Below are 26,703 nucleotides of genomic sequence, written 5' to 3'. Positions count from 1 at the left end.
CTAAAAATAATTTAAATACCCAAAATGAATTTTTGCATTTCGGAAAAGTACCGGCATTTCATTTGATTTTCCCAACGCATAACTCAATCCAAAAATACCTGCTTTCGTTTCAAAATTAATACCTGTTCCAAACCCGATTGGTAAATCATATAATACAGGCTTAACACTTTCATTTATTGTATATCCAATATCTGTAAATAATTGTACAAACGAATTTTTTGAAAGCAGATATCTATATTCTGCAGTAAAAATATAATAACTAGACACTAAGATTGATTGCTCATCAAAACCACGCAAAATACTGTTTCCTCCAATCCTGTAAAGTTCATTATTAAAAATCTGATTATTAATTATTCCTGCTCCCTGAAATCCTGCAAGTATTGTAGCTTGAGAAAAGATGGGTATAAACCACTGCAACTTGAATTGATAATTTATAGAGAGAGAATTCAATTCCACACTATCATACACAGATTCAAAATCATATTCAGGATATGCAGGATCTGATAAATCAACTATGGCTGCATTTTTCTTTATGGTCTTTATACCTGCCGATGCTACACCTTCTAAAAATATGCCTTGTCTTGGGTTATACAGGTAATCCAATTTTTCATAATGTCCACCAATACCATAGGAGTTAATTTTTAAATCCACATTCGGTGGCAGAGTTTTATTTGCTAAAACATAGGCAGTATCTATTTGTAAAATATCTGAATTGTAAAAAGATATAAATCCTTTTAAATAATTATTGCCTCTGAAGTGAAACAGCACCCCCACATTTGCTTTCCTTTCCAGAAAAGTGGAATCTCGCAGAAATAAACTAAAACCCATATCCAACCCAACAGGTAGCGATGGTAAGTAAGGATAATTGAGTGAAGTCTGCAATTCTTTCGTAGAACTTTCTAATTGTCGAAACCGCAAATCAAATAATTCTCCTGCCGAAAATATATTATACAATCGTAAATTCCCATCACCTGTAACTAATAATCTTCCGGTTACTTCATTATTTGGCAGCACTCCAATTACTACATCAAACTTGCTTGCATTTTTGTTGTCGAGAAAGGTAACCACCTTCGCATCATTTCCAATAAATTCAATTTGTGTAGTGCGCAAAAAGTTTACAAATGGTAATTCTTTAAGTCCCGGATCCATTTCATCAATTAATAATTGATTGTATAATCTCCCTTTTTTTATTCCGGTATATTGTGCAAGATAATTTTCGGATAATTGTAAATCTCCCCGCACTTCAATGTTAGAAAATTTAATAATCCGACCTTTATCTAATTGAATTGAAGCCGTCAACAAAGTATCTTGTAAAAGCAAATTACTTAACCAAACTGTTGCAAAAGGATAACCATGCATCTCGGTATATTCAATTAAGGATTCCATTAATTCAACCACTTCAAAATGGCTGTAAGGTGTATTAGTAAATTTTTTTTCTTTGAAAACGGAAGCATTTATAATTAATGGATCTATACTATCCATGTTCAGATATACCCAGTTAATACGTCGGTTCGCATCCCAATCTATATTCCAAATACTATCTTGTTTTTCGGTTATATTATAATTTGCAAGCAGATAGCCGGCACGATATGCTGCAATCAACATTTCATTCAAACTCTTAATTGCAAATGCTTCATTGTGAAATAATGTATCGGGTTTAAAATTTTTACCGAAAATTTCTTTTTCAAAAGTATCATTATCAAAACGAAGAATACAGGAATTCTGGGCAAAGGATATTTGTCCAAACCATAGTATTGCAGTTAATATGAATAATTTCGCTGGCAAGATGCAGAACAAATTTAATCACATTACATTCTTCACTCATTAATCAGATGTCCGGAATTTATATTCATATTCCTTTTTGCAAACAGAAATGTAATTATTGCAATTTTCATTTTAGTACTTCTGTAAAAGGAATTCCGCAAATGATAACGTGTATTGAAAATGAAATTGAATTAAGAAAGGACTATTTAAACAAAAATCGTATCGCTTCTATATATTTTGGTGGTGGCACTCCTTCATTAGTAAATGTAAATTATTTGGAATCAATACTAAAAACTATTCATTCAAATTTTATTGTTGACTCAAATGCAGAGATAACTCTGGAAGCAAATCCCGACGATATTAATGAAACCATGCTTCTTGCATTGCGCAAAGCAGGAATCAATCGTTTAAGTTTAGGTGTGCAATCTTTTTTTGATATTGATTTGAAATGGATGAATCGTGCACATAATGCAGAGGAAGCAATTAATTGTATTACAACAATTAAGCAAGCAGGATTTACAAATTATTCAGTAGATCTTATTTATGGTGTGCCCGGATTGACAGATGCTAAATGGATTCAAAATCTTGAAACTTTATTACAGGAAAATGTGCCACACATTTCGTGTTATGCATTAACCGTTGAATCAAAAACAGAATTATTTCATGCAATAAAAAAAAATAACATACCTCCTCTGGATGAAGAGCAATCTGAAAGACAATATCATATCACGCATGCATTGCTTACTAAATATGGATATGAACATTATGAAATTTCCAATTATGCAAAAACCGGATTTCATGCAGTGCATAATAGCAGCTATTGGGAAGGCAAACAATATTTAGGAGTGGGTCCATCTGCTCATTCTTACAATGGAATTTCCAGACAATGGAATGTGAGCAGCAATCCATTATATATGAATAATATAGTGCAACATATCATTCCATACGAAATAGAATTACTCACTCCTGTGCAACAAGCAAATGAAATGATTATGATTTCTTTGCGCCAAAGTAAAGGTTTGAATTTGCACTTGTTTAATGAAAAATTCGGTGATGCTTTTTATAATACATTATTAGAAAATATTAAGCAAACAGAAGATGTATTTGTAACTGAAGGCGAGGATATTTTAATAATTCAGGAGCGAGTTAGATTTATTTCCGATAGTATTATCAGCAATCTTTTTCTTGAAGAATAGTTAGGGTTTTAATTGTGTAGCTGGAATATGCGTAGCTAAAAAACCACACATTGCTTTGTAGAATTCAAGTCTGTTTTCTTCCAGACGAAAACCATGACCTTCATTTTCTTTTAGCATATACACCACATTAATATTTCTATTGTGTAATGCTTCCACCATTTGTTGTGATTCTAAAACTGTTACTCTTGGATCATTTGCTCCTTGTGCAATAAATAATGGTGCTGAAATATTTCCAGCATGCAACACCGGTGAAACGGAAGCGAGTAATGCACTGTCTTTTATAGGATGACCAATCATTTCATACATCATTTCTTTTTCAGGTTCCCAATATGCAGGCAGGTTTTCTAAGAGTGTAAAAAGATTTGAAGGCCCAACATAATCAATACCACATGCATAGAGATCGGGAGTAAATGTAAGTCCGGCTAATGCAGCATAACCACCATAAGAAGAACCATAAATAGCAATGCGTTTCGGATCTGCAATTCCTTGTTGTATTAACCAATTAACGCCATCGGTAATATCATCCTGCATCTTTAATCCCCATTGTTTGAAGCCTGCTTCTGTAAAAGATTTTCCATAGCCCCAACTGCCACGATAATTTATTTGCATTACTGCATATCCCCTGCTTGCGAGCAATTGTACATCTGGTTTAAATCCCCACATATCCCGTGACATAGGCCCACCATGCACCATCATCACTACTGGGATTTCTTTGCCGTTACTGTTTTTTGGAATGGTTAAATAACCATGAAGAGTTAAGCCATCTCTCGATTTAAAACTAATAGATTGCATTGGCGACATTTCATCGGCGTTAATACTTTCGTTGAGTATGGCAAGCATATCCAACTTATTAGTTAATGTATTAAACAAATAATATCTGCCAGGTGAAATATCTGAGTAAGTTCTTACAATAATATTTTCCTCATTATCATCAATAGAACTAAAATAAATTTCTTTATTGGGCAATTGAGTTTTTAAATATTTATAATATTCGTTCAATTTGTGATCTGTGAACACCGTATTTTTTTTATCGGTGATATAGTAATATGCAGTAAGTACTCTTCGCTTCCGTGAATTTTCTGCCCACCAAATATCTACATCGGGATGTTCAAATATTAATTCAGGATTTTCGGGATCATTTGGATTTATTCTCACCAATGCAGCTTTATCCCTGTTTAAATTCGACAATGCATAGATATGCATATTGTCCGAATCAAAAAACATAGGCTGCACCATATCTTTCCAATTACTAATTAAAATAGAACGAAACACAGAGTCTGGATTATCACGATATAATAAATGTGTAATAGTACCTTGCTCCACCGATAAGGCTATCCTTACATTACCTCTATTATCACAAAGCCATTGTGTAATTGGTTTTTTCAAATTTGTATTGTTAGCTAATTTTTTTAATTCCCCTGTTTTTATATTCACCTTATAAGGTTCGAATAATGCCGGATTATCTTTATTCATTGATATAATAACTTCATCTTCTGAATCAGGTAATTCATCAATAATGTTTATTCGCACTCCTTCCAGTTCTGTTATTTGATTTGTTTCTCCATCCGTACTTACACTGAAAAGTTTATAATTTTCATCGCCGCTATCATCCTTTACAAATAAGAGTGTATTGTTGTTCTTCCATAAATAATAACTCAAATCACGATCTGTTTCTGAAGTTAATCTGCGGGGAGTTTCATCCTGAATACCACGAATAAAAATATTTAAACGATTCTGGTAAGGAGCCAGATACGCAATAAATTTCCCATTAGGAGAAATTGTATAAGATGTTCTTTCAGGATTTTTAAAAAAAGATTCAACAGGAATATCACCATCGTCGAAACTTATTAATTCACGGATACCTGCTTCATCATTTATTATTGTGGGAGTTTCTTTTCTGCAAGTTCCGTAAATACTAAATATGCTTATCAGTAAAATAACACTGAAACTAAAAGAAGTAATTTGATTTGTTTTCTGCATAACCTGCAATTCAAAGATATAACCTGAAACATGATAAGATTGCTATGTAGTTCTGTCAGAGGCAGACGTTTAACAGTGTTTAACAAATAACAGGTATTATTCCGAAAAATAATACCTGCTTAGTTATGCGTTAAAATATTTTTGGAGAATTATTTATTTGATTTTTCAGAAAGTTCTTTCAACATATCTTCCAATATATATTCATCACCTTCTATATATCCACTGCGTTTTTCAATGATGACTCCATTCTGATCTACAATAACTGTAAAAGGAACAGTCTGACCATTCAACATGCGATGCAAATCTTTATTTACATCTAATAATACGCTATAATCCCAAGATTGACCATTTACATAAGACTTCACATTTGCGGTTGTTTTTGAATCGTCAATTGATACTGCAATTATTTCAACATTATAATCTGCTTGCCAATCTTCATATAAGTCTGCAATGTTATTCAACTCTTTTTTACAAGGAGTACACCAAGTAGCCCAGAAATTAAAAACTGTAATTTTTCCATTTTCACCATAAGTGGCAACATTTATTTTATTGCCATCAATATCAAATAATTCAAGAGAGGGTAATTTATCTTGCGAAAAAACTATTTGGCTGCCGAGAATAAAAATCAGTAAGGTGGTTAAAAACTTCATTGTATAATTTTAAGTGTTCAAAGATATTACCTCTTGCCAACAATTATGCCATGCAAACCAATTCTTTTACTCAATTCTGAATGTAAAATCAACTCACATCCACAAACTTCAATGATAAATTAGGATCAAGAATATATCTTTGGCACATCTAACAATACAAGATATGAAGAGATACTATTGTATTATATGTATACTATGCATCCATCAAACTTTAGTAAATGCGCAGGGGCAATTGAGTGGAGATTTTGAATCTAATGTTGAATTTTATCAGCGTGACTCTTTAATTGGTGCGTACGGCACACCACATTACGACAATCTTTTAACTGGGGTAAATGGTTGGTTAAATGTATATTATCAAAATCAGGATCAGGGCTTTGAAGCAGGAATACGTTTGGATGTTTTTAATAACTCAAATCTGCATAATCCGGGCACACCTTACACAGCTCAAGGTATTGGCCGCTGGTATGTAAAAAAGAAATTAGATAACCTTACCATAAGTGGTGGATACTTATACGATCAAATTGCGAATGGACTTATTTTCAGAAGTTATGAAGAACGTCCGCTTGGAATTGATAATGCATTATTCGGATTGCAATTGGAATATCAATTAACAACGAATCTTACATTGAAAGCATTTGCCGGACAGCAAAAAGATTTATTCTCTACTTATAAACCTGTAATAAAAGGAGGAACTGCAGAATACACCTTTGGAAACGGAACTGTAAATTTTGTTCCCGGTGTTTCTATTTTAAACCGAACACTGGATCAGGATAATATGAATACGATTGTTTCAACCATAAATAGTTATCCAGTTGAAGAAAGATTTGTTCCTGCATATAATATGTATGCGGGTTCTTACTATCATACTTTAAATGTAAAAAACATTGCATGGAATCTTGAATTAGCTTTTAAAAGTGAAGAAGCTGTTCGTGCAACCGATGGCAATTTATTTAATGCAAATGGCTATGCTGCATTCACAGCACTTTCTTATTCAGTAAAAGGATTTGGTATTACCGGGCAATTTCGCAAAGTGCAGGATTGGGCAATGCGTGTTTCCCCAAATGAAGTATTGCTAGATGGCATTTTGGATTATCTCCCTGCTATGTCTCGTCAAAATTCCACACGACTTACTGCAAGATATCAAGCCGTTGCTCAAGAGTTGGGTGAAAATGCATTTCAATTTAATGTTACCTACACTCCTTCAAAAGGAAATACTCTCGGGGTAAATTATTCGCAGACATTTAATGCTGATACGTTGTTGTTCCGAGAAATTTATGCTGACTATGAAATGCGCCGTCAAAAATATAAGCTACTTATTGGTGCACAGTATATTCAATATAATCAAGAAGTTTTTGAGTTTAAACCAAATGCACCAATGGTGGAACCCATTACACCATTTGCTGAATTCACTTATAAATTAGACAGAAAAAAATCGTTGCGTATTGAGGCACAATATCAATATAATGATCATGATTATGGCAGTTGGATATTTGCTTTACTTGAATTTAATATTGCCCCGCAATGGTCGTTTACTGCAAGTGATATGTGGAATTACAAACCTTTGAAAACAGTAGATGCATTGCATTATCCGATGTTGGCAGCAGTTTATACTTATAAGGCATCACGATTTTCTTTAAGCTATGTTAAACAAACAGAAGGTATTGTTTGTACCGGTGGCGTGTGCAGATATGAACCTGCATTTAGCGGATATAAATTTGGAATCCTTACTAACTTTTAATTCGGAATTATGAAAAATAATATTCAAATCATTTGTTTTGCTTGTAGTATTTTTATTTTACAAGCTTGCACTGAAATAGGACCAGCAATTGATTTTACTCCTGTGGATACATCACTTACGGATACTACTTATGTACAGCCGTTAATTGAAACGCCACAACAACGAGTGGTACTGTTTGAAGATTTTACCGGTGTGCAATGTGTGAATTGCCCGACAGCTCATGATAAAACTACTGAGCTTCAGAATTTATATCCGGATCGAATTATTGTTATTGCAGAACATAATTATTTTGCAGGACCTTACCCGGAAAGTAATGAAGATTATGTGATACCTGAAGCAAATGAATTGAATGCATACCTCGGACCTGCGTTTGGCTGGCCTGCTGGCGTTATTGACAGATATGATTTTGCAGGTACAGGAAATCTTACCACTTTATTAATTTCCAATTATCAAATTTTTGTGGAAGATAGATTAGATGAACCCACTTTGTGTAATTTATATATGGCAAAGGAATACGATGCCGATTCACGTCAATTAAATGTTACTGTAAAAGTTGTTTATACCGGAACAGTTACTGATGAAAATCATTTAAGTATTATGTTATTGGAAGATCATATCATTGATTTACAGGAAACTTTGTCGGGAATAAATTATGACTACGAACATAATCATGTACTGCGTGATATGATGACGCCAACCACAGGTGTAATATTAAATGCAGAATTAATTCCGGGTCGTGTTTTTGAAAAAGAATTTTCAATGGCATTGCCGGATAATTGGAATGATACCAATGTTTCTGTGGTCGCTTTTGTAAATACGTTTACAGCATCCAACAAAGTAGTATTGCAATCATCATCTATAAATGTGGTTGATTAAATCTAAATATATAATTGAAATTGTGTTACAAATCGTGTAAAATTTTTTGTTACTCCCGGAATCTCTTTTTCAAAAATAAAATTTTCTATTTGCAATTGTAATCGTGCTGTATTATTGGGTAAAAAATTAAATCCAATTATGCCTGTGATTACAGAAAACGCATTTTGATTTATTTCCAATAATGGATCTGTCAATTCATATTTCCCGCCTAATTCAAATGTGCGACACCACTTTTTCATGATATCTGTTTTCCAAACCAATTGACCAAAATATCCATTCAGCATATAATTATCTAATTCTTTTATTGCAGCAGTATCATTTAAGTAAATACTTGAATTCACACCTTGCGAATAAGATGCTTCAGCAATTAAAAGATTTTTTGTGTTCAATCTTTTTTGCAATGAAATGTCTCCTCCAAAACCCAAAGCATTATCCTCATTTAATCCAACTAATTGCACATTGCCTCCCAATCGCAATTCTTTATATAAAAAATACTCCAACCTTGCAGTTACATTTTTCTTATTATCTATATCAAAATTCACTGCTCTGTTGCTGCCGTTTTGAATTGCAAAATAATAATTCAACACTGGCCTCTCATTATTAAAACTTCCGGTAATCATTATTCCCGGTTGATAAGAAGCCTGACTATTTGCACTTATTAAACTGCTTGTAGTTCCACGATCAATCATACGCAAATCAGTATGCGAAGTCAATTCATCCAAGTCAAAGGGCACTTTAAATTGACCTGCTGTTATTACAAATGCTTCCTTAAACCTCCATTCTATATATGCCAATTCCAGAAATGTTCCCGGTGCACTACTTTTTAAAGCAGGAATCTGCACACGAATTACACCTTTCAGATTTGGATTAAAAGAATAATCAGTGCGTATCTCTGCTCTTCTTATTCTGAAATTATTATTTACCGCATCGGGATTAATTTGATTTGAGAAATTGACATTATCCGTGAGTGTACTTTCATATCTTGTTTGAATTAAAGCTTTCACTTTTAATGAAGGTTTATATTCGAGTGAATCTAATTCCTGTGCTAATAAAGAATGACTGAGAAATAAAATACATGAGATTAAAATTATGTGGTAAGTCTTTTTAGTAATCATAAATTCAATTTGAGAAATTATTTAATTCGGCTGTAAAACTAAATGTAGTTATTGTATTCAATTTTAAATGATTGGTTAGCAAAGTGTTTAAAGTACTTGCAAATTCTTCTTTTACTATTATTTTATTTCATGATTAGATATAATGACCTTGTACATTTCAATTAAATTTGCCGGAGATGAAAATATCGTGGAACTGGCTGCAGGAAATACTTCCAACAAAAATATCTGTGGAAGAAGCCTCTGCACTTTTAACAGACATAGGATTAGAAACAGAAAGTGTTACACAATATGAATCTGTGAAAGGCGGACTGATTGGATTAGTGGTAGGCTATGTAGAATCAATTGAAAAACACCCTGATGCCGACAGATTACAGGTAACACAAATAAATTATGGAAGTGAAACTACAGTGCAAGTGGTTTGTGGAGCTCCAAATGTAAAACCAGGACAAAAAGTAATTTTTGCAAAAGTAGGAACCACTTTATACCCAACAAATGCCGAATCATTTGAAATACGCAAAGCAAAAATTCGTGGTGTGAGCAGCGAAGGAATGTTATGCGCTGAGGATGAAATAGGATTGGGAACCAGTCATGATGGTTTATTTATTCTTCCGGATAATGCAGTTATCGGCTCGCCTCTGAAAGATTATTTTGATGTGTATTCTGATTTTATTTTTGAAATCGGTTTAACAGCAAATCATGCAGATGCATTTTCACATTATGGTGTAGCAAGAGAATTAAAAGCAGCTTTACAAATCCGAAATATAGAATCTGTTGATTTGAAAACTGAATGGATGAATAAAAAAATTCAGCCTGCAGTGAATTCAAATTTCAAAGTGTTAGTAGAAGATACTGAAAAATGCATTCGCTATTCAGGTGTATTAATTCAAGATGTGATAGTTGGAGATTCTCCGCAATGGATAAAAAATAAATTGAATTCACTTGGCTTGCGCAGCATTAATAATATTGTAGATATCACAAATTATGTGCTTCATGGTTTAGGCCAACCAATGCATGCATTCGATGCAAACGCAATTACAGGAGATTCAATAATTGTAAAAACATTACCTGAAGGAATTTCTTTCATCACATTAGATGAAAAAGAAAGAAAACTTTCTGCAAATGATTTAATGATTTGCAATGCAGAAGAGCCCATGTGTATCGCCGGTGTTTTAGGTGGATTACATTCGGGTGTTACTGAAAATACTACTTCAGTATTTTTAGAAAGCGCATGTTTTAATGCGAAAAGTATAGCAAAGTCAGAACGGATACATAATATTAAAACAGATGCATCATCACGATTTATAAAAGGCACAGATCCGGAAATAACACTTCGGGCATTACATCTTGCTGCATCATTAATTTTAGAAATTGCTGGTGGAAAAATTGCTTCTGATATTTTTGATATTTATCCCAAACCTGTTGCTCCTTTTAAAATTCGATTGCGCTATAAAAGACTGGAAGATTTTATTGCTTTTAAAATTGAGAATAAGGAAGTACAGGAAATATTACAGGCAATTCATATTCAAATAATCGCAAACAATGAAACAGGCATTGATGTAGAAGTGCCTTCTTATAAAAATGATGTAACCCGTGAAATTGATTTGATTGAAGAAGTATTGAGATTATACGGATACAATAATACACCTGTACCGGAATCCATTCGCATACCATTTACATTACGACCTTCACCGGATAAAGAACAGTTGCGTCTTAATACGGGTAAACGTATGTCGGCTTTGGGTTTTTATGAAATATTTACGAACTCTATCAGCCGTTCCAAGTACATTTTGAATTTTGCTCCCACCTTGGAAAAAAGTATGGTGCTATTAAAAAATTCATTAAACAATGAATTAGATTGTTTGCGACAAACACATATTTTCAGCGGGTTAGAAGTGATACAATATAATATCAACCGCAAACAGCAAAATTTGAAGTTTTACGAATTTGGTAAAACATTTTTTAAGACCAATAATGGATTTGATGAGAAAGAAATTTTTGTTTTATATCTCACCGGATTTGCCAATGAAGAATCATGGCGCACAAAACAACAGCAAACAGATTTCTTCGAATTAAAAAAATATATTCATCAAATCTATACACATCAAAAAATTGCATTTACTGAAAAAGCACTTTCCAATAATGCAATCTTTGAATATGGAAATGGAATAATTGTAAATAAACAACAAGCGGGTATTTATGGATTGGTAAATAAATCCCTTACCGATGCTTTTGATATTAAAACACCGGTTTGGTATGCCGAACTCGATTGGAATATAATTTTAGAAAACAGCAGAATAACTGCACCCGATTTTGTGGAAATACCACGTTATCCGGAAGTGCGTCGTGACCTTGCTTTGATACTGAATCCTGAAATAACTTTTAGCATGGTAAAAGAAGTTGCCGATAAAGAAGGAAAAAATGTGTTGCGTGATGTAATTTTATTCGATGTATATGAAGGTAAAAATCTGGAAGGCAAAAAATCCTATGCACTCGGACTTACCTTTAGGGATGATGAACAAACTTTAACTGATACCACCATTGATGCAATCATGCAATCTATGATGAAGCGATATGAAACTGAACTTAATGCAATAATTCGCAAGTAATGAATAACCTGAAAGAAAATATATCTTCACTTAAATCCGGATTGGAACGATTAATCCGCAATCATACAGTACTGAAAAGTGAATATGAAATAAATAAAAATCAATTAGATGCATTGCGTCAGGCACTTGCAGAAAAAAATATGCAATTGGCAGAGCTCCAACGACAACTCAATGTGATGAAAACTGCCAACAGCTTGTCCGGTAGTGTTGAAACAAAGGATAAAACTGCGGTGAAACAACAGATCAATGAATTTATACGGGAAATTGACCGCTGTATTGAATTGCTGAATAATTAGTTATCTATCCCTGCTACTACATAACATGTGGATACCAATTAAATAAAATTCTTAATTTAGTTGCCAATTTTGACGAAACGGCTATTACGCATTGAAGATGAGCGAGAACAACACCCTGATAAATATTAACGTGCAAATCTGCGACAGACCTTACAGGCTTAAAGTGAAGCCTACAGAAGAAGAGGTTGTCAGAAAGGCAGCAAAAAATATATCGGATAAAGTGAAAGAATTACAGGAGCAATTTGCAGGAAAAGATAAACAGGATTATTTGGCGATGTGTGCATTAACACTTTCGGTCGAAAATCAAGCAGTTCATTCTAATCATCAGCATGTTGACTCCGAAATCCTAAATGATATTGCCCGTATGGATACAATGCTTACTAAAGCACTGGATTAATTTTTTACCATACCGGCTATAAATTCTCTCCCTCTTATGTGTGCGCAATAGCTGCAGTCTATCACTATAAATTCTAAACATATGGATTACATGGCTATAGGAATCGGTGCAGCCACAGGCATAATAATCGGTTTAATTATTGGAAAATTTCTATTTGCTCCTAACAAGAAGGAAAGAGAAATTGTGCGTAAGGAAACAGATGATTTAATTGCAAGTGCTCGCAAAGAATCTGAATTAATAAAACAAAAAGCGATTACTGAATCTGAAGGTATTAAGAAAGATAGAATACTGGAAGCCAAAGAAAAATTTCTGCAAATGAAAGCTGAGGTGGAACAGGAACGTCGTGAAAAAGTGGGTAAATTAGAAGAGCAGGAAGCTCGCATGCGCAATCGGGAAAATCAATTGGCGCAGGAGAAAGAAAATTATAAAAAGAAAGAAGCTGAAACTGAAAATGTGCGCAATAATTTAAGCAGACAATTGGAATTGGTAAATATCCGCAAACAAGAAATGGATAAAGCTTATACCGAGCATGTAAGCAAATTAGAACAAATAGCGCAGTTGACAGCAGAAGAAGCAAAGACTCAATTAATTGAAACATTGAAAGATGAAGCCCGCAATAAAGCGATGGCATATGTAAAAGAAATTATTGAAGAGGCTAAGCTGAAAGCAAATAAAGAATCTAAAAAAATTATTCTTCAAACTATTCAGCGCACAGCAGCAGAACAAACCATTGAAAATACTGTATCTGTTTTTAATCTTGACAGTGATGATCAAAAAGGACAGATCATTGGACGTGAAGGAAGAAATATTCGTGCATTAGAAGCAGCAACGGGAGTAGAATTAATTGTGGATGATACACCGGAAACAATTATCATCTCCGGCTTTGATCCGGTGCGTCGTGAAATAGCGAGATTGTCTTTACAACGTTTGGTTGCAGATGGAAGAATTCACCCGGCACGTATTGAAGAAATTGTTGCAAAAACAAAAAAGCAATTGGATGAACATATTGTTGAAATTGGCGAACGCACAGTAATTGAATTAGGCATTAGTGGATTACATACTGAGCTTGTAAGAATTGTAGGTCGTATGCGTTTCCGTTCTTCTTATGGTCAAAACTTATTAATGCACAGCAAGGAAGTAGCAAACCTTTGCGCAGTGATGGCGGCTGAAATGGGTTTGAATCCGAAGATAGCAAAACGAGCAGGTTTATTACACGATATTGGGAAAGTGCCTGAAGAAGAAAGTGAATTATCACATGCATTGCTCGGCGCAAAACTTTGTGAAAAATATGGTGAGAATCCAGCCATTGTAAATGCAGTGGGTGCGCATCACGATGAATTAGAAATGACGTATGTAATTTCCCCGATTGTTCAAGCTTGTGATGCAATCAGCGGAGCAAGACCAGGGGCAAGACGTGAGATATTAGAAAGTTATCTGAAACGTATTAAAGAAATGGAAACTTTGGCTTTGGCATACGATGGTGTAGAAAAAGTATTTGCAATTCAGGCGGGTAGAGAATTGCGAGTAATTGTAGAAGCAGATAAAGTAGATGATAAAAAATCAGAAGATCTATCATTTGCGATAGCACAAAAAATACAAGATGAAATGCAGTATCCCGGACATATTAAAGTTACCGTGATCAGAGAGACCCGAGCAATCTCTTATGCGAAATAGCTAATTCAACTCTATTATAAAAAAAGATTCTGTATCATCACTACAGAATCTTTTTTTTGTCAATAATTTAAATGAATATTTTATCCAAATTGTATTCATAAAAAAAACGAGTCTTGAAAAATTGAGAACCCGTTCTTTATAAGATTAAAATCTAAATTTAATATTCTGTTTCTATTTCTTCATCTCAATTGTAACGTGATTAATCTTACCACTAAACTTATCTGTGGATCCGTAATTGGCTACCCAGGTACCTTCATCCATTCCTATATCTGCCAAATCATCCACTGAATATATTCCGGGTTGCGTGCGGGTTAAACTTCCCTCCGCTACTTTCACTCCGTTAATACTAATTGTTCCTGTACCACCTTTTCCCTGGCCACCACCGGCATAATCAAAATTATACACGATTGTATTCTTACCTGGCTTCAATGTTTGATTTGCAATTATATCTGTTGTTTCCAATCCAAGGTAATTATAACTAAATGCAGGCTTACCGGATTTAATGTAAAATGTTAACCCACCAAATCTGCCGCCTTGACAAACCATAACACCATTGGCATTCGCTTCAACTTCTACTTCGGCAGTCATCACATAACCCTTATTTCGCAAATCAATAAATATATCTGTTCCTAAACCTCTCATTCCTTCCACATAAGTTACAGATGTTCTGTTGCCAAGCACTGTAGGTCGGCCCACTAATTCTGCATTCATTCTTTCCAATGATCTATCATCAATTGGGAGTACATGGTATAATTCAGCCTGCTGCATAAACAGGTTTTGCATTTCTTTTAATTTATCCGGATTTTGCGCAGCAACATTATTAGAAAGACTATAATCAGCAAGAGTATTATATAATTCCCAAACATCTTCTGCTAATGTATGATCCGGTTTAAACTGCCAGGGAGCACGATGGATTGTTCTTGCAAACCAACCATTCTCATAAATTCCTCTGTTGCCAAACATTTCAAAATATTGCACAGTGTGTTTTTCTGGTGCATTACCATCATTAAAAGAATAAGCTAAGCTTGTTCCCTCTATTGGATCTTGATCAATACCATTTACCGTTTTTGGAGATGGGATTCCGGAGATTTCATAAATTGTTGGTGCAATATCAATCACATGCGTGAATTGAGTTCTATTTTCTCCATGTACTTTAATGCCTTTCGGCCAGCTGATAACCATAGGATTTCTTGTACCACCAAAATCAGAACCTACTTGTTTGGTCCATGAAAATGGTGCATCTAAAGCAACTGCCCAACCGGCTGCGAAATGCGGATAAGTACTTGGTGACCCCCATTCGTCATAATGCGTTAACATTTCAGGAACTGTTTCAGGTACTTGATTAAAGTATGTCATTTCTGAATACATTCCATTCATTTGTCCCTCTGCGCTAGCACCGTTGTCCCCGGCAATTAGAATAATAATAGTATTGTCTAATTCCCCAGATTCTTCCACCGCATCAATTAATCTGCTTATTTCATAATCTGTTTGAGCTGCAAACCCTGCATACACTTCCATTTGGCGTGAGAATAATTTCTTCTCATCCGCAGAAAGTGTTTCCCAATCTTTAATGTCCTTTGGTTTTGGAGCTAACTTAGTATCCGGAGGCACTATCCCCAATTTTATTTGACGTGCTAAAGTTTCTTCACGTAGTTTATCCCAACCGCCATCAAATTTTCCTTTGAATTTATCAATCCACTCCTTAGGTGCGTGATGCGGTGCATGTGTTGCACCCGGCGCATAATACATAAAGAATGGTTTATCCGGCTGAAGTGAATGTTGAGTTCCTATCCAGGAAATTGCCTGATTTGTCATATCAGTGGTGAAGTGATAATTAATATCCTTTGGCGTTTCGATTAATGTAACACCATCATAAATTAACGGCGCCCATTGATTGGTTTCACCACCAAGAAAACCATAAAATTTTTCAAATCCCGAATGTGCAGGCCAACGATCCTGCGGACCATTATTAGAAATTTCCCAAGGTGGTACTTCATGTGATTTCCCAAACTGCCCGGTGTTATAACCATTCTGTCTTAGTACTTCTGCCATTGGTGTAATTGTTTGCGGGCGCACACCCGTATATCCCGGATATGTTGTAGCCAGTTCTGTAATTACACCCATATTGTTAGAGTGATGATTATATCCGGAAAGCAAAGCCATTCGAGTAGGTGCACAAAGTGATGTGGTGTGAAAACGAGTATAACGTAATCCGCTATTTCCCAATCTTTCCACCGAAGGCATTGGAACAGGACCGCCAAACGCTTCACTAACAGCAAAGCCCATATCATCAATAAGAATAACAATGACATTTGGAGCACCTTCCGGAGCATTCACCTCAAATCTTGCAGGAGGTGTAGCATTTCTGACATCTAATTCAGAATAACTCGGACGGGTTGGTTCCTTAATTGGTAAAATAGTTCGGTCCAAAGATCCCGTGGTATCTATTGAAGCCTCCTTTTCTGCAGCAGGCTTCTGACAGCCAAAAAGCAAAAACAATCCGGCTAATGCAAATAAACAAATATTGATTCTTAATTTTTTCATATTGATTTTAATTATGTTTTGGAAAATTATTAAATAATAATTGAAGCTCTGCAAATTTATTTTGTGCTTAGAAGAACTTTGTATTGGCTAACTAAGTGTAAATAGAATTTCTAGAATAATTCGTTTTTAATATTCGATCAAACAGTGCTACCAAATTTTTTTAATCCCTGTTATCATTTTTATCGCCTGACAATTTAGCTAAGCATTTGCGGATTGAATGATCAGAAAATTTTAAGCTTCAACACAAAAGGAAAAATTGCTTTTATTAATCCCTCTTCATGTCGCCTTTGTGCTTTAGCACCTTCGCTTCTAAATAAAATATTATTTCTTCAGCAATATTTTTTACCTGATCACCAATACGTTCCAACTTGCGTATAATGGAAATTGCATACAGTGCGTCTTCTGCAATTGCAGGATTCTTTTTGATAAGAGTACTTAATATTGCTATTGCTTCCAAATTAATATGATCCAAATATTCATCTGTTTTAAACACTTTTCTTGCTATTACGGTATCTTCTTTTTCAAAGGATTGTTTTACATCGTATAACATCATAAGTGCTGCGTCATACATTGGCATAATATTGCTCTCTTCTAAAACATCTTCATTTAAGCTAGAAGAAGATTCTACGATATACTTAGAGATACCCTCGGCAATATCGCCAATACGTTCCAGATTACTATTTATTTTTAGTACCGCCAATACAAATCGCAAATCAATGGCAACAGGATTAAAGAGTGCTATAAAATTTTCAGCCGCTCTATCTATTTGTAACTCCTGGCTATTAACTCTTTTTTCTCTTTGAATTACATCTCGGGCAAGATCCTTATCAAAGTTTTGCATAGCATCTTTTGTTTTATGTAATTGCATTCCCACTGTTTCAAACATTTCATCTAAATCTGCCTTCATCCGAATAACAGGTGTATCTATTTGCGACATACTTTCTATATTTAATTTTTAGCCAAAACGACCGGTAATATATGCTTGTGTTTGATCTTTTCTGGGATTGGTAAAAACCACTTCTGTGGTATCAAATTCTACAAGTTCTCCAAGATAAAAAAATGCCGTTTTATCGCTTATCCTAGCTGCTTGTTGCATGTTATGAGTTACAATTATTATAGTATAATTCTTTTTAAGTTGCAATATTAGTTCTTCAATTTTTGCTGTAGAAATCGGGTCTAATGCAGAAGCAGGCTCATCCATTAGTAATACCGTTGGCTTAACTGCAAGTGTGCGTGCAATACATAATCGCTGCTGTTGACCACCGGAAAGTGCAAGACCAGATTTTTTTAAATCATCTTTCACTTCATCCCATAATGCTGCTTGCCGCAATGCATTTTCACAAGCTTCTTGTAAAACCTTTTTATCTTTTATACCTTGAATTACTAATCCGTACGTAACATTATCAAAAATAGATTTGGGAAATGGATTCGGTTTTTGAAAAACCATACCCACTTCTTTTCTCAATTCTTCTACATGAATATGTTTACTATAAATATCCCGATTATCTAATAATATTTTACCCTCCATTTTAAATGCATCAATATAATCATTCATACGGTTTATTAATCGTAAAAATGTGGATTTACCACATCCCGAAGGGCCAATAAAAGCAGTTACAGTATGAGCACTGATTTTAATTGAAATATCTTTTAAGGCATGAAAATTTCCATACCACACATTTACTTTTTCTGCTGCGCATTTGTAAATCATACCTTACTTACCATTTAACTTTTTTCTGCCAACTATTTCTTAAAAATATTGCAAAACCGTTCATAATAAATGTAATTATAAGAAGAACAATTATTGCTGCTGCAGCATTAGTTGCAAATCCTGCTTGAGGTCGTGATATCCAATTGAAAATTTGCATAGGCATAACAGAATATTCATCCATTGGATTGCTTGGTGCAAAAGGTACATACATTAATGCACCTACCACTATGAGTGGTGCTGTTTCACCAATAGCTCTTGACAAAGCGAGAATAACACCTGTAATAATTCCACCGGATGCTGCAGGTAAAATTTGTCTATAAATAGTTTGCCATTTACTTGCTCCTAAAGCAAAGGATGCTTCTTTAATGGTATGCGGCACTGCTTTAATAGCTTCCCGAGTTGCCACAATAATTACAGGTAAAATTAACAGGCCAAGTGTGAGTGCTCCAGTTAAAACACTTCCACCTAATCCAGCACTTCGCACAAAAACTTCCAGGCCTAAAATGCCATATATAACCGAAGGGACGCCTGCTAGATTAGTAATATTTATTTCGAGCAAACTATTTAAGCGACTGCGTTTCCCATATTCTTCTAAATAAATACCCGCTCCTACACCAATTGGTATAGAAATTATAGCCGTTAAAACGAGTATCCATATTGTTCCCATTATAGCAGTAAATATTCCGCTGTTTTCAGGTTTTCTTGATGGAAGGTTTGTTAAAAAATCCCAATCAATTCTTGCAGCACCTTGAACAATAATATTTATAATAAAATAGAAAAGTATAGCAAGGCCAAATACGGTACAGAAAATTGCCCAGTATTTAAAGGCAGAATCTATAATTCGGTTTGAGCGTTTATTCATACTTGTGATAAAATTTGCGCCTAATTAAAGCAGTAAACGTATTGAGTATAAATGTGAAAACAAACAGCGTCATTCCGGCGGCAAATATTGTTTTAAATTCCAATGAACCTTGCGGTACATCACCTAAGGATACTTGTACAATATAAGTAGTAATAGTTTCAATAGGAACTGTAGGATCAAAGGTTAATCTAGGTTCCATTCCGGCAGCTACTGCAACAATCATGGTTTCACCAATTGCTCTTGATATGGCAAGAATTATTGAAACCATTATGCCGGAAGATGCAGCCGGAATTAAAACTTTAAATGATGTTTGAAAACGAGATGCACCTAACCCATAACTTGCTTCTCTTAAAGATTTTGGAATTGCATAAAGTGCGTCTTCACTCAAAGAAGAGATAAGTGGAATAATCATAATTCCCATAACTATTCCAGGACTGAGCGCATTAAATCCTGAAAGTCCGTGAATAATTTTTTGAAGTAACGGTGTTACAACTGTAAGTGCAAAAAAACCATAGACTACAGTAGGAATTGCGGCTAATATTTCTAAGGCAGGTTTTACAAGTTTTCTTAAACTTCCGTGAGCATATTCATTGAGATATACAGCAATACTTAATCCGATAGGTAAGGCTACAAATATTGCAATGGAGGAAGTTAAAAGCGTACCTGAAATTAATGGAAGAATTCCAAATTGTTTATCTGCAAATAAAGGCGTCCATTCCTTACCGGTAAAAAATTCAATAAAAGAAACTTCCTTAAAAAATAAAAAAGTTTCAAAAAAAAGAACCCAAATTATTCCTAAGGTTGTAAGAATTGTTATTGCTCCACATAAAAACAATAACCACTCAATAATTTTCTCAGACTTTACGTTAATCATTGCAAATTATGGGATATTAATTAATGCGCACTTTCCGTTTTATCCACTTCTTTCAATTTGGCTTTCATACTTTCATACAATTTTTTTTCTAAAGTTATGTAACCCACTTCATTGGCTAAGTCCCCAGCATTATCCATATAAAAATTTAGAAATGCTATTATATGCGGTTGAGAAAGTGCCTCCTTATTTACATAAATATAGAGTGGCCTTGACAGTGGACTATATTGTTTATTTAAAACTGTTTCCTTACTTGGAAGAACAGCTCCTGTTCCGTTATTAATTGGTACTAATTTTAATTTATCTTTATTTGCTTCATAGTATGCTATTCCAAAATATGCTAGTCCACCTTTATCTCCTGCTAATCCTTGAACTAATACATTATCATTTTCACTTGCTGTATAATCTCCCCGACTTGCACCTGCTTTACCGCAAATTACTTCAGTAAAATAGTCATAAGTTCCTGAGGCAGTGCCTGGCCCATAAAGATGTATTTCTTCGTCCGGCCAACCGGCTCTAATTTGGCTCCACCTCACTATATTACCTTGCGCTTCCGGTTCCCAAATTTTTTTTAATTCTTCTGTGGTTAAATAATCCACCCAGTTGTTTTCAGGGTTAATCATTACTGCTAAGCCATCATAGGCAATTTCCAACTCCAGATATTCAATTCCTGCCTCATTACAGGCTTTTACTTCCTCTGGTTTTATAGTTCGGGAAGCATCTATAATATCAATTTCACCACGAGAGAATTTTTTAAATCCCCCTCCTGTTCCACTTTCACCTACTGTAACCAAAATATCTTTTTCAACAAATCGAAATTCTTCTGCTACAGCTTCTGTAATGGGAAACACAGTGCTGGAGCCATCAATTCTCACCTTACCCTTTAAATTTGAATCTGATTTCTGTTTGTTGGTACATGCCGCTAATAAAAAAAGAGAAAGTCCAAATACAATTATTGATTTATACATTTTTACAATTTAGCGCCAAATTACCTTTGGTATGTTAACCCAATGTTAACTGCAACTTTCATTAGCATTTATTTAAATATTAAAATGAAAAACCATATTTAGGTTAATAGGAAGTAAATTGCTAATTGTATTCAATATTTTTACCCCATAATTGAAAGTGTTATAATAAAAATCTCACCAAATGAATATTGATAAAATCTTACGCTATTTTTCTCCGAAGGACAAAATATTTTTTCCGCTGTTTAGTAAAGCTGCTGATAACATTTGTGTTATTTCAGATTTGTTATATCAGGCCGTAAAAGAAACCGATGAAGATAAACGGGAACAGCTAATTCGCAATATTGAAAATGCTGAGCATATTGGCGATGAAATAACACATGAGATAATGAATGCTTTGAATACAGTTTTTATTACCCCGTTTGATAGAGAAGATATTCATAACCTATCCAGTTCAATAGATGATGTAGCCGATCATGTAAAAGATGCCGCACTGCGTTTTCGTTTATATAATCCCAAAAAAGTACCTGCATCCATTGTGAAAATGGCGGAGTTGATTATCAAAGGGGCCGAAGAAGTAAGGCGTGCAATTACCGAATTACAAAATGTTGGAGATCTGGAAACCATTCGGAAAATAATTGTAGATATAAATAATATAGAAAATCAAAGTGATGCCATATTTGAATTGGCATTGGCGGATTTATTTGCAAATGAAAAAGACCCTATCGAAATAATCAAGATAAAAGATATCATTGCTAAAATGGAAAGTGCTGCCGACCGGTGTGAAGATATCGCCAATGTAATAGAATCAATTATAGTAAAAACTACTTGAGCTAATGGCACCAATCATTTTAATTACAATCGGTATTGCTTTATTGTACGATTTTTTAAATGGCATGAACGATGCTGCCAATTCAATTTCTACTATTGTTGCAACTCGTGTTTTAAGTCCGGGTAAAGCTGTTATTTGGGCAGCCTTTTTCAACTTTGCTGCTATATGGCTATTCGGTCAGGAAATAGCAAGCACAATGAGCAAAGGTGTAATTGATAAATCAATAATTGATGGAGACAATTACTTTATTTTCTGTTCGCTTACCGGCGCTATCTTATGGGTATATATCTGTACTAGTTTCGGATTACCTATTAGTGTATCGCATGCATTAATCGGTGGACTTATCGGACCGGCACTTGCAAAATCCGGTGGAGATGCATTGATTTGGTTTGCTGATGATCAAAAAGGTTTAGGTTTTATTATCCTATTTATATTTCTTGCTCCTATCATAGGTATGGTGATTGGCTATACCTTACAAGTAATTACGTATTGGGTATTCCGCAGAGCAAAACCACATCGGGTAGATGGGTTGTTCAGAGTGTTACAACTTACTTCTTCTGCCGCTTTCAGCTTAGGCCATGGTGGAAATGATGCACAAAAAACCGCAGGTGTAATTATTTTATTACTTGCATCCACAGGTCAAGCGAATATAGAAGATCCGCCAATGTGGGTTTTCTATTTATGCTATACAATCATTTCACTTGGAACATTAATCGGTGGATGGAAAGTAGTAAGAACCATGGGTAGCAATCTTACTTCATTAAATCCTATGGGTGGCTTCTGTGCTGAAACTGCCGGCGCAGTTACCTTATTTGCTACAGCAGGATTGGGAATTCCGGCAAGTACAACACATACAATTGCAGGTGCTATTATGGGTGTGGGTGCTTCACGTCGTTTTTCTGCAGTTCACTGGAATGTGGTTTATAAAATTGCAGGTGCTTGGGTGTTTACTATTCCGGCGACATCCATTGTAAGTGGATTATTATATTGGGGAATAAGTAGTTTTATTAATTAAGAAAAATTCCATTCAGCGCATTCTTCAAGAGATATGGATTACAAGCCACTATTTTATTTTCTGAATAATCTTCTTTGCCTTCAAAATTTTTAACAACACCTCCTGCATTTTTTACGATTAATATTCCGGCTGCGATATCCCATTGTTGTAAATATCCTTCATAATAAATTTCAAACCTTCCGCAGGCAACATAACATAAATCTGTTGCGGCAGATCCAAAGCGACGGATATCCTGACAATGCTCCAAAAAGTAAGCAATTGATTTGGTTATACCAGGAATGCGTTTGATTCTTGTATAAGGGAATCCGGTAGCAACTAATGCTTTTGAAAAATCTTTTTGTTTGGATACATGAATTATATCTCCATTACAAAAAGAAGGCGCACCTTGCCATGTATAAAACATCTCTCGCATACTTATTTCGTACACCATTCCAATCAGAATTTTTTTGCCTTTCATCAATGCAACACTTACAGCGGTGATAGGAATTCCAAACACAAAATTGGTGGTTCCATCCAATGGATCAATCACCCAATTATATGTTTTGCTTATTTGATCAGTGGTTTTTTCTTCTGTTATAAACCCGGCTTCGGGTAATATTTTTTTCAAATTTTTTACAAGACGTATCTCTGCATTTTTATCAATTTCCGTCACCATATCACGCACTCCTTTTAATGCAATTTGATTTTGCCTTAAATGTTTTCTTGATTTTGCAATATAATTACCTGTGCGTTTTAAAACAGGAATAGCCTGCATACAAATTTGTTGTAATTCACTCTCACGCATGTTATAATTTATTAACTCTGAATTTAAATTTATCTGTACGGCTGCTTACAAAACTTAATAAGAAAAGAAATACTGCAACCCAAATAGCAGTGCGACCAATGTAATCACCATTGCGATCATAAAATGTTATAATATCATTGGCGTAAATTGTTTGATTAATCACTGCATCCTTTTCCCATTCCGTTGCCTGCGAAATATCTCCACGTTGATTTATGAAACAAGATGTTCCGGTATTTGCAGAACGGGCAATAGACTTTCTATTTTCAATAGCTCGCAACTTTGCATACAAATAATGTTGCTTATGTCCCGCTGTATTTCCCCACCATCCATCATTGGTAATGATGAAAATTATATTTGCACCATTATTAATATATCTACTAACATATTCACCAAATACACTTTCATAACAAATAGCAGTTGCTACACCAATTGAATCTTTATTAAAAAAAACTTCTCGATCTTTTTGTATAGCAAGTGTTCCGGAAATACCACCCAAATCCATTGCTAAAAATTCTAAAAAATGTAATGCACCCGGATAAGGCATGCGCTCTACACCCGGAACAAGTTTGGATTTATTATACACTTCTACTCTATTACTTGAATCCAGTTGTATTGCTGTATTATAAGCATCTATCCAAATGGTATCGTTAAATTTTGGATTTATTAATTCACGGGAAGTAACTGTTGCCTCTTCAGCCTTTCTATATTTTTCATAACCATTTACTCCAATTATTGCAGTGAGATTTGGAAAACTATCAGTGAATGTGCGTATTAATTTTAAAGGCTGTGAACGTTCCATTTCATCAATATAAATGGGATGTGGTATTGCAGTTTCCGGCCATATTAAATAATCTGTAGAATCAGTTACACCTTCGGATGATAAGCGAATCATTTTTTGCAATTGCACATCAAAAGGCAATGTAAATTTTTCGGTATAAGGATTTAGATTTGGTTGCAGGGCAGTTACATTTACAGGTAAGCCAATATCTTTCTGATGTGCATACATTACTTTAGAAATAATTATCGGAACAATAATTATCAGCACAACCATAACAAAAGGCAGATATTTATTTTTGAAATTGAATTTATCGAATTCCTGTTTTTTAAAAATCATTTTTCGCAGTTGGGCATACACAATTAAATTGGTGAGCAACACCCATAATGTTCCGCCAAAAGTGCCAGTATATTCATACCATTGAATCCAAGTATGATTTAATGCAAACACATTTCCGAGATTCAACCATGGCCATGTAAATTCCCAACGCAAATGCACATATTCAAACACCATCCAATAGGCTGCGAATGCAATTAATCCTAAATGACGACCTAATCTTTTTTTAGTATAACGATAACCCATAAAAGGCAAAGTCATTAAAGCGGCATTTGCGAAACTTGCAAATATGCCGGCAATTAAACTTCCAATTTCATGATTGCCACTGTAAGTGTTTGCTACCCACCATGTAGTGAATCCATTCCATGCTAGCAAGCCAATAAAAATTGCTAACCATGATTTTGAATGTGTATTTTTTGAATAATTATTTTCAATAAGTTCTTCAGCAAACAACAAAGGAACAAAACCAATAAACACTAACAATGTACCTGATAAAGGAGGCCATGCAAGCCACAGTAACAATGCGCTGAGCAAGGGCAATAAAAAAAATGCAGTTAAAAAAATTCTGTTTCTCATTCAGGCGGTGAAGTTATAAACTTTAGATTGCGCTTGTAATTGTAATAAAAACAGCGGTATTAAGATTATTTATGTTTTCTATTCCTGCAAAGATGGATGTTGCTGTTAAATTTGCCATAACATGATTAAAATTGGTGTATTGGGTGCCGGACATCTCGGCAAAATTCATATTAAGCTATTAAAAGAAATTCCTGCATTTGAATTGGTAGGATTTCATGATTCCGATTTGGAGATTGCTAAAAAGGTTTCTGAAAATCTTGAAGTGCCTTATTATAAAGATATGCAGGAGTTGATGGATGCGGTGGATGCAGTTGACATTGTAACTCCAACGCTTTCTCATTATGAATGCGCCCGTAAAGCATTAAAAAAAACTAAACATATTTTTATTGAAAAGCCACTTGCCAATACTGTGGAAGAAGCAAAAGAAATGATTGCATTGGTGAAAGAAGCAAACGTAAAAGCACAGGTTGGTCATGTGGAAAGATTTAATCCTGCATTTCTTGCTTTACAGGATATGCAGATTAATCCCATGTTTATTGAAGCACACAGATTGGCAAATTTTAATCCGAGAGGAACCGATGTTTCTGTAGTATTGGATTTAATGATTCACGATATTGATTTGGTGTTGAGTATGGTAAAATCTACAGTGCGTCGCATTCATGCAAGTGGTGTTTCTGTTATTAGCAATTCACCCGATATTGCGAATGCACGAATTGAATTTGATAATGGATGTGTTGCCAATTTAACTGCCAGCAGAATTTCAATGAAGGTGATGCGTAAGATGCGTATTTTTCAAAGAGATGCATATATCACTTTTGATTTTGCAGAAAAAAAGACAGAAGTATTATCATTCTCTGATGTAAATGCAGATGAGGATGCGTTAACTATTGAAGTGAATACCGGAGAAAAATTTGAAAAGAAGACCATTAAGATGTTTCAACCCGAAGTGCATGCTGTAAATTCTATAAAGATGGAATTGGAAACATTTGCACAAGCAATTGCACAGGATACAGAAACGCCGGTAACAATTAGTGATGGTTATAATGCATTGCATGTAGCACATCTTATTTTGCAAAAAATTGATAAAAACGCAATTCATTGAAAACAAAAATTCAATTTATTTTCGGTTGCATTTTAATA

The 26,703-nt window shown here is 34.5% G+C and carries 22 protein-coding genes; 10 read left to right on the top strand and 12 right to left on the bottom strand.

The genetic code is table 11. The features are described 5' to 3' along the window. Positions 1-1,785, bottom strand: coding sequence for a BamA/TamA family outer membrane protein (locus IPN31_06210; protein ID MBK8681487.1), 1,785 nt, complete (start codon positions 1,783-1,785; stop codon positions 1-3). Positions 1,786-1,832: 47 nt separating this feature from the next. Between IPN31_06210 and hemW the strand changes: the two genes are divergently transcribed. Further along, entirely contained in the window at positions 1,833-2,960 is a 1,128-nt protein-coding gene (gene hemW / locus IPN31_06205; GenBank protein MBK8681486.1) for a radical SAM family heme chaperone HemW, read from the top strand. On the opposite strand, the gene IPN31_06200 is transcribed toward hemW, so the two are convergent. Together IPN31_06200 and IPN31_06195 are read right to left on the bottom strand one after the other, a co-directional pair. Further along, positions 2,961-4,940 carry a S9 family peptidase gene (locus IPN31_06200; protein MBK8681485.1) on the bottom strand — a complete coding sequence of 660 codons (1,980 nt, stop codon included), beginning with the start codon at positions 4,938-4,940 and terminating at the stop codon, positions 2,961-2,963. Positions 4,941-5,089: 149 nt separating this feature from the next. Then, the gene (locus tag IPN31_06195) at positions 5,090-5,590 is read right to left on the bottom strand and encodes a TlpA family protein disulfide reductase (GenBank protein MBK8681484.1); all 501 of its coding nucleotides are present in this window, start codon (positions 5,588-5,590) and stop codon (positions 5,090-5,092) included. Between the two features lie 163 nt (positions 5,591-5,753). On the opposite strand from IPN31_06195, the gene IPN31_06190 reads away from it, so the two are divergent. Both IPN31_06190 and IPN31_06185 read left to right on the top strand, forming a co-directional pair. Beyond that, positions 5,754-7,328, top strand: coding sequence for a hypothetical protein (locus IPN31_06190; protein ID MBK8681483.1), 1,575 nt, complete (start codon positions 5,754-5,756; stop codon positions 7,326-7,328). Between the two features lie 9 nt (positions 7,329-7,337). Further along, a complete protein-coding gene (locus IPN31_06185; protein MBK8681482.1) occupies positions 7,338-8,204 on the top strand; it encodes an Omp28-related outer membrane protein in 867 nt (288 codons plus the stop codon). 2 nt (positions 8,205-8,206) lie between these two features. On the opposite strand, the gene IPN31_06180 is transcribed toward IPN31_06185, so the two are convergent. Beyond that, positions 8,207-9,319: a hypothetical protein gene (locus IPN31_06180; GenBank protein ID MBK8681481.1), complete on the bottom strand. Its 1,113-nt coding sequence runs from the start codon at positions 9,317-9,319 to the stop codon at positions 8,207-8,209. Positions 9,320-9,495: 176 nt separating this feature from the next. Here IPN31_06180 and IPN31_06175 point away from each other — a divergent pair, with 176 nt between their 5' ends. The 4 genes from IPN31_06175 to rny all read left to right on the top strand — a co-directional run bounded on the left by IPN31_06175 (position 9,496) and on the right by rny (position 14,292). Further along, the gene (locus IPN31_06175) at positions 9,496-11,925 is read left to right on the top strand and encodes a phenylalanine--tRNA ligase subunit beta (protein MBK8681480.1); all 2,430 of its coding nucleotides are present in this window, start codon (positions 9,496-9,498) and stop codon (positions 11,923-11,925) included. Then, positions 11,925-12,221: a hypothetical protein gene (locus tag IPN31_06170; GenBank protein MBK8681479.1), complete on the top strand. Its 297-nt coding sequence runs from the start codon at positions 11,925-11,927 to the stop codon at positions 12,219-12,221. The genes IPN31_06175 and IPN31_06170 overlap by 1 nt, the downstream gene beginning before the upstream one ends. Before the next feature lie 97 nt (positions 12,222-12,318). Continuing rightward, positions 12,319-12,618 (top strand): cell division protein ZapA, encoded by a 300-nt coding sequence (locus IPN31_06165; GenBank protein MBK8681478.1) that lies wholly within the window; start codon positions 12,319-12,321, stop codon positions 12,616-12,618. 81 nt (positions 12,619-12,699) lie between these two features. After that, positions 12,700-14,292: a ribonuclease Y gene (gene rny / locus IPN31_06160; GenBank protein MBK8681477.1), complete on the top strand. Its 1,593-nt coding sequence runs from the start codon at positions 12,700-12,702 to the stop codon at positions 14,290-14,292. A 171-nt stretch (positions 14,293-14,463) separates the two neighbouring features. Here rny and IPN31_06155 read toward each other — a convergent pair whose 3' ends face one another. The 6 genes from IPN31_06155 to IPN31_06130 form a co-directional block, all read right to left on the bottom strand. After that, positions 14,464-16,836 (bottom strand): arylsulfatase, encoded by a 2,373-nt coding sequence (locus IPN31_06155; GenBank protein ID MBK8681476.1) that lies wholly within the window; start codon positions 16,834-16,836, stop codon positions 14,464-14,466. Positions 16,837-17,101: 265 nt separating this feature from the next. Beyond that, positions 17,102-17,773: a phosphate signaling complex protein PhoU gene (gene phoU / locus IPN31_06150; GenBank protein MBK8681475.1), complete on the bottom strand. Its 672-nt coding sequence runs from the start codon at positions 17,771-17,773 to the stop codon at positions 17,102-17,104. A gap of 18 nt (positions 17,774-17,791) precedes the next feature. Beyond that, positions 17,792-18,547: a phosphate ABC transporter ATP-binding protein gene (locus IPN31_06145; GenBank protein ID MBK8681474.1), complete on the bottom strand. Its 756-nt coding sequence runs from the start codon at positions 18,545-18,547 to the stop codon at positions 17,792-17,794. A 7-nt stretch (positions 18,548-18,554) separates the two neighbouring features. After that, positions 18,555-19,409, bottom strand: a complete 855-nt coding sequence (gene pstA, locus IPN31_06140) for a phosphate ABC transporter permease PstA (GenBank protein ID MBK8681473.1) — start codon at positions 19,407-19,409, stop codon at positions 18,555-18,557. After that, the gene (pstC, locus tag IPN31_06135; protein ID MBK8681472.1) at positions 19,402-20,283 is read right to left on the bottom strand and encodes a phosphate ABC transporter permease subunit PstC; all 882 of its coding nucleotides are present in this window, start codon (positions 20,281-20,283) and stop codon (positions 19,402-19,404) included. The genes pstA and pstC overlap by 8 nt, the downstream gene beginning before the upstream one ends. Positions 20,284-20,303: 20 nt before the next feature. Beyond that, positions 20,304-21,248: a PstS family phosphate ABC transporter substrate-binding protein gene (locus IPN31_06130; GenBank protein MBK8681471.1), complete on the bottom strand. Its 945-nt coding sequence runs from the start codon at positions 21,246-21,248 to the stop codon at positions 20,304-20,306. Positions 21,249-21,429: 181 nt separating this feature from the next. Between IPN31_06130 and IPN31_06125 the strand changes: the two genes are divergently transcribed. Then, positions 21,430-22,077, top strand: coding sequence for a DUF47 domain-containing protein (locus tag IPN31_06125; GenBank protein ID MBK8681470.1), 648 nt, complete (start codon positions 21,430-21,432; stop codon positions 22,075-22,077). 4 nt (positions 22,078-22,081) lie between these two features. Continuing rightward, entirely contained in the window at positions 22,082-23,092 is a 1,011-nt protein-coding gene (locus IPN31_06120; protein ID MBK8681469.1) for an inorganic phosphate transporter, read from the top strand. On the opposite strand, the gene IPN31_06115 is transcribed toward IPN31_06120, so the two are convergent. Together IPN31_06115 and lnt are read right to left on the bottom strand one after the other, a co-directional pair. Continuing rightward, complete coding sequence (locus IPN31_06115) at positions 23,085-23,876, bottom strand: inositol monophosphatase (GenBank protein MBK8681468.1); 792 nt, start codon at positions 23,874-23,876, stop codon at positions 23,085-23,087. The two genes, IPN31_06120 and IPN31_06115, sit on opposite strands and share 8 nt — an antisense overlap. A gap of 1 nt (position 23,877) precedes the next feature. After that, a complete protein-coding gene (gene lnt, locus IPN31_06110) occupies positions 23,878-25,563 on the bottom strand; it encodes an apolipoprotein N-acyltransferase (GenBank protein MBK8681467.1) in 1,686 nt (561 codons plus the stop codon). Positions 25,564-25,684: 121 nt separating this feature from the next. Here lnt and IPN31_06105 point away from each other — a divergent pair, with 121 nt between their 5' ends. After that, positions 25,685-26,665, top strand: a complete 981-nt coding sequence (locus IPN31_06105; protein MBK8681466.1) for a Gfo/Idh/MocA family oxidoreductase — start codon at positions 25,685-25,687, stop codon at positions 26,663-26,665. The last annotated feature ends 38 nt before the right edge of the window (positions 26,666-26,703 follow it).

The organism is Bacteroidota bacterium (assembly GCA_016715425.1).
Taxonomy (GTDB): domain Bacteria; phylum Bacteroidota; class Bacteroidia; order Chitinophagales; family BACL12; genus JADKAC01.
Note: the sequence above shows the minus strand (reverse complement) of the source record. Positions and strands in the feature narration are given on the sequence as shown.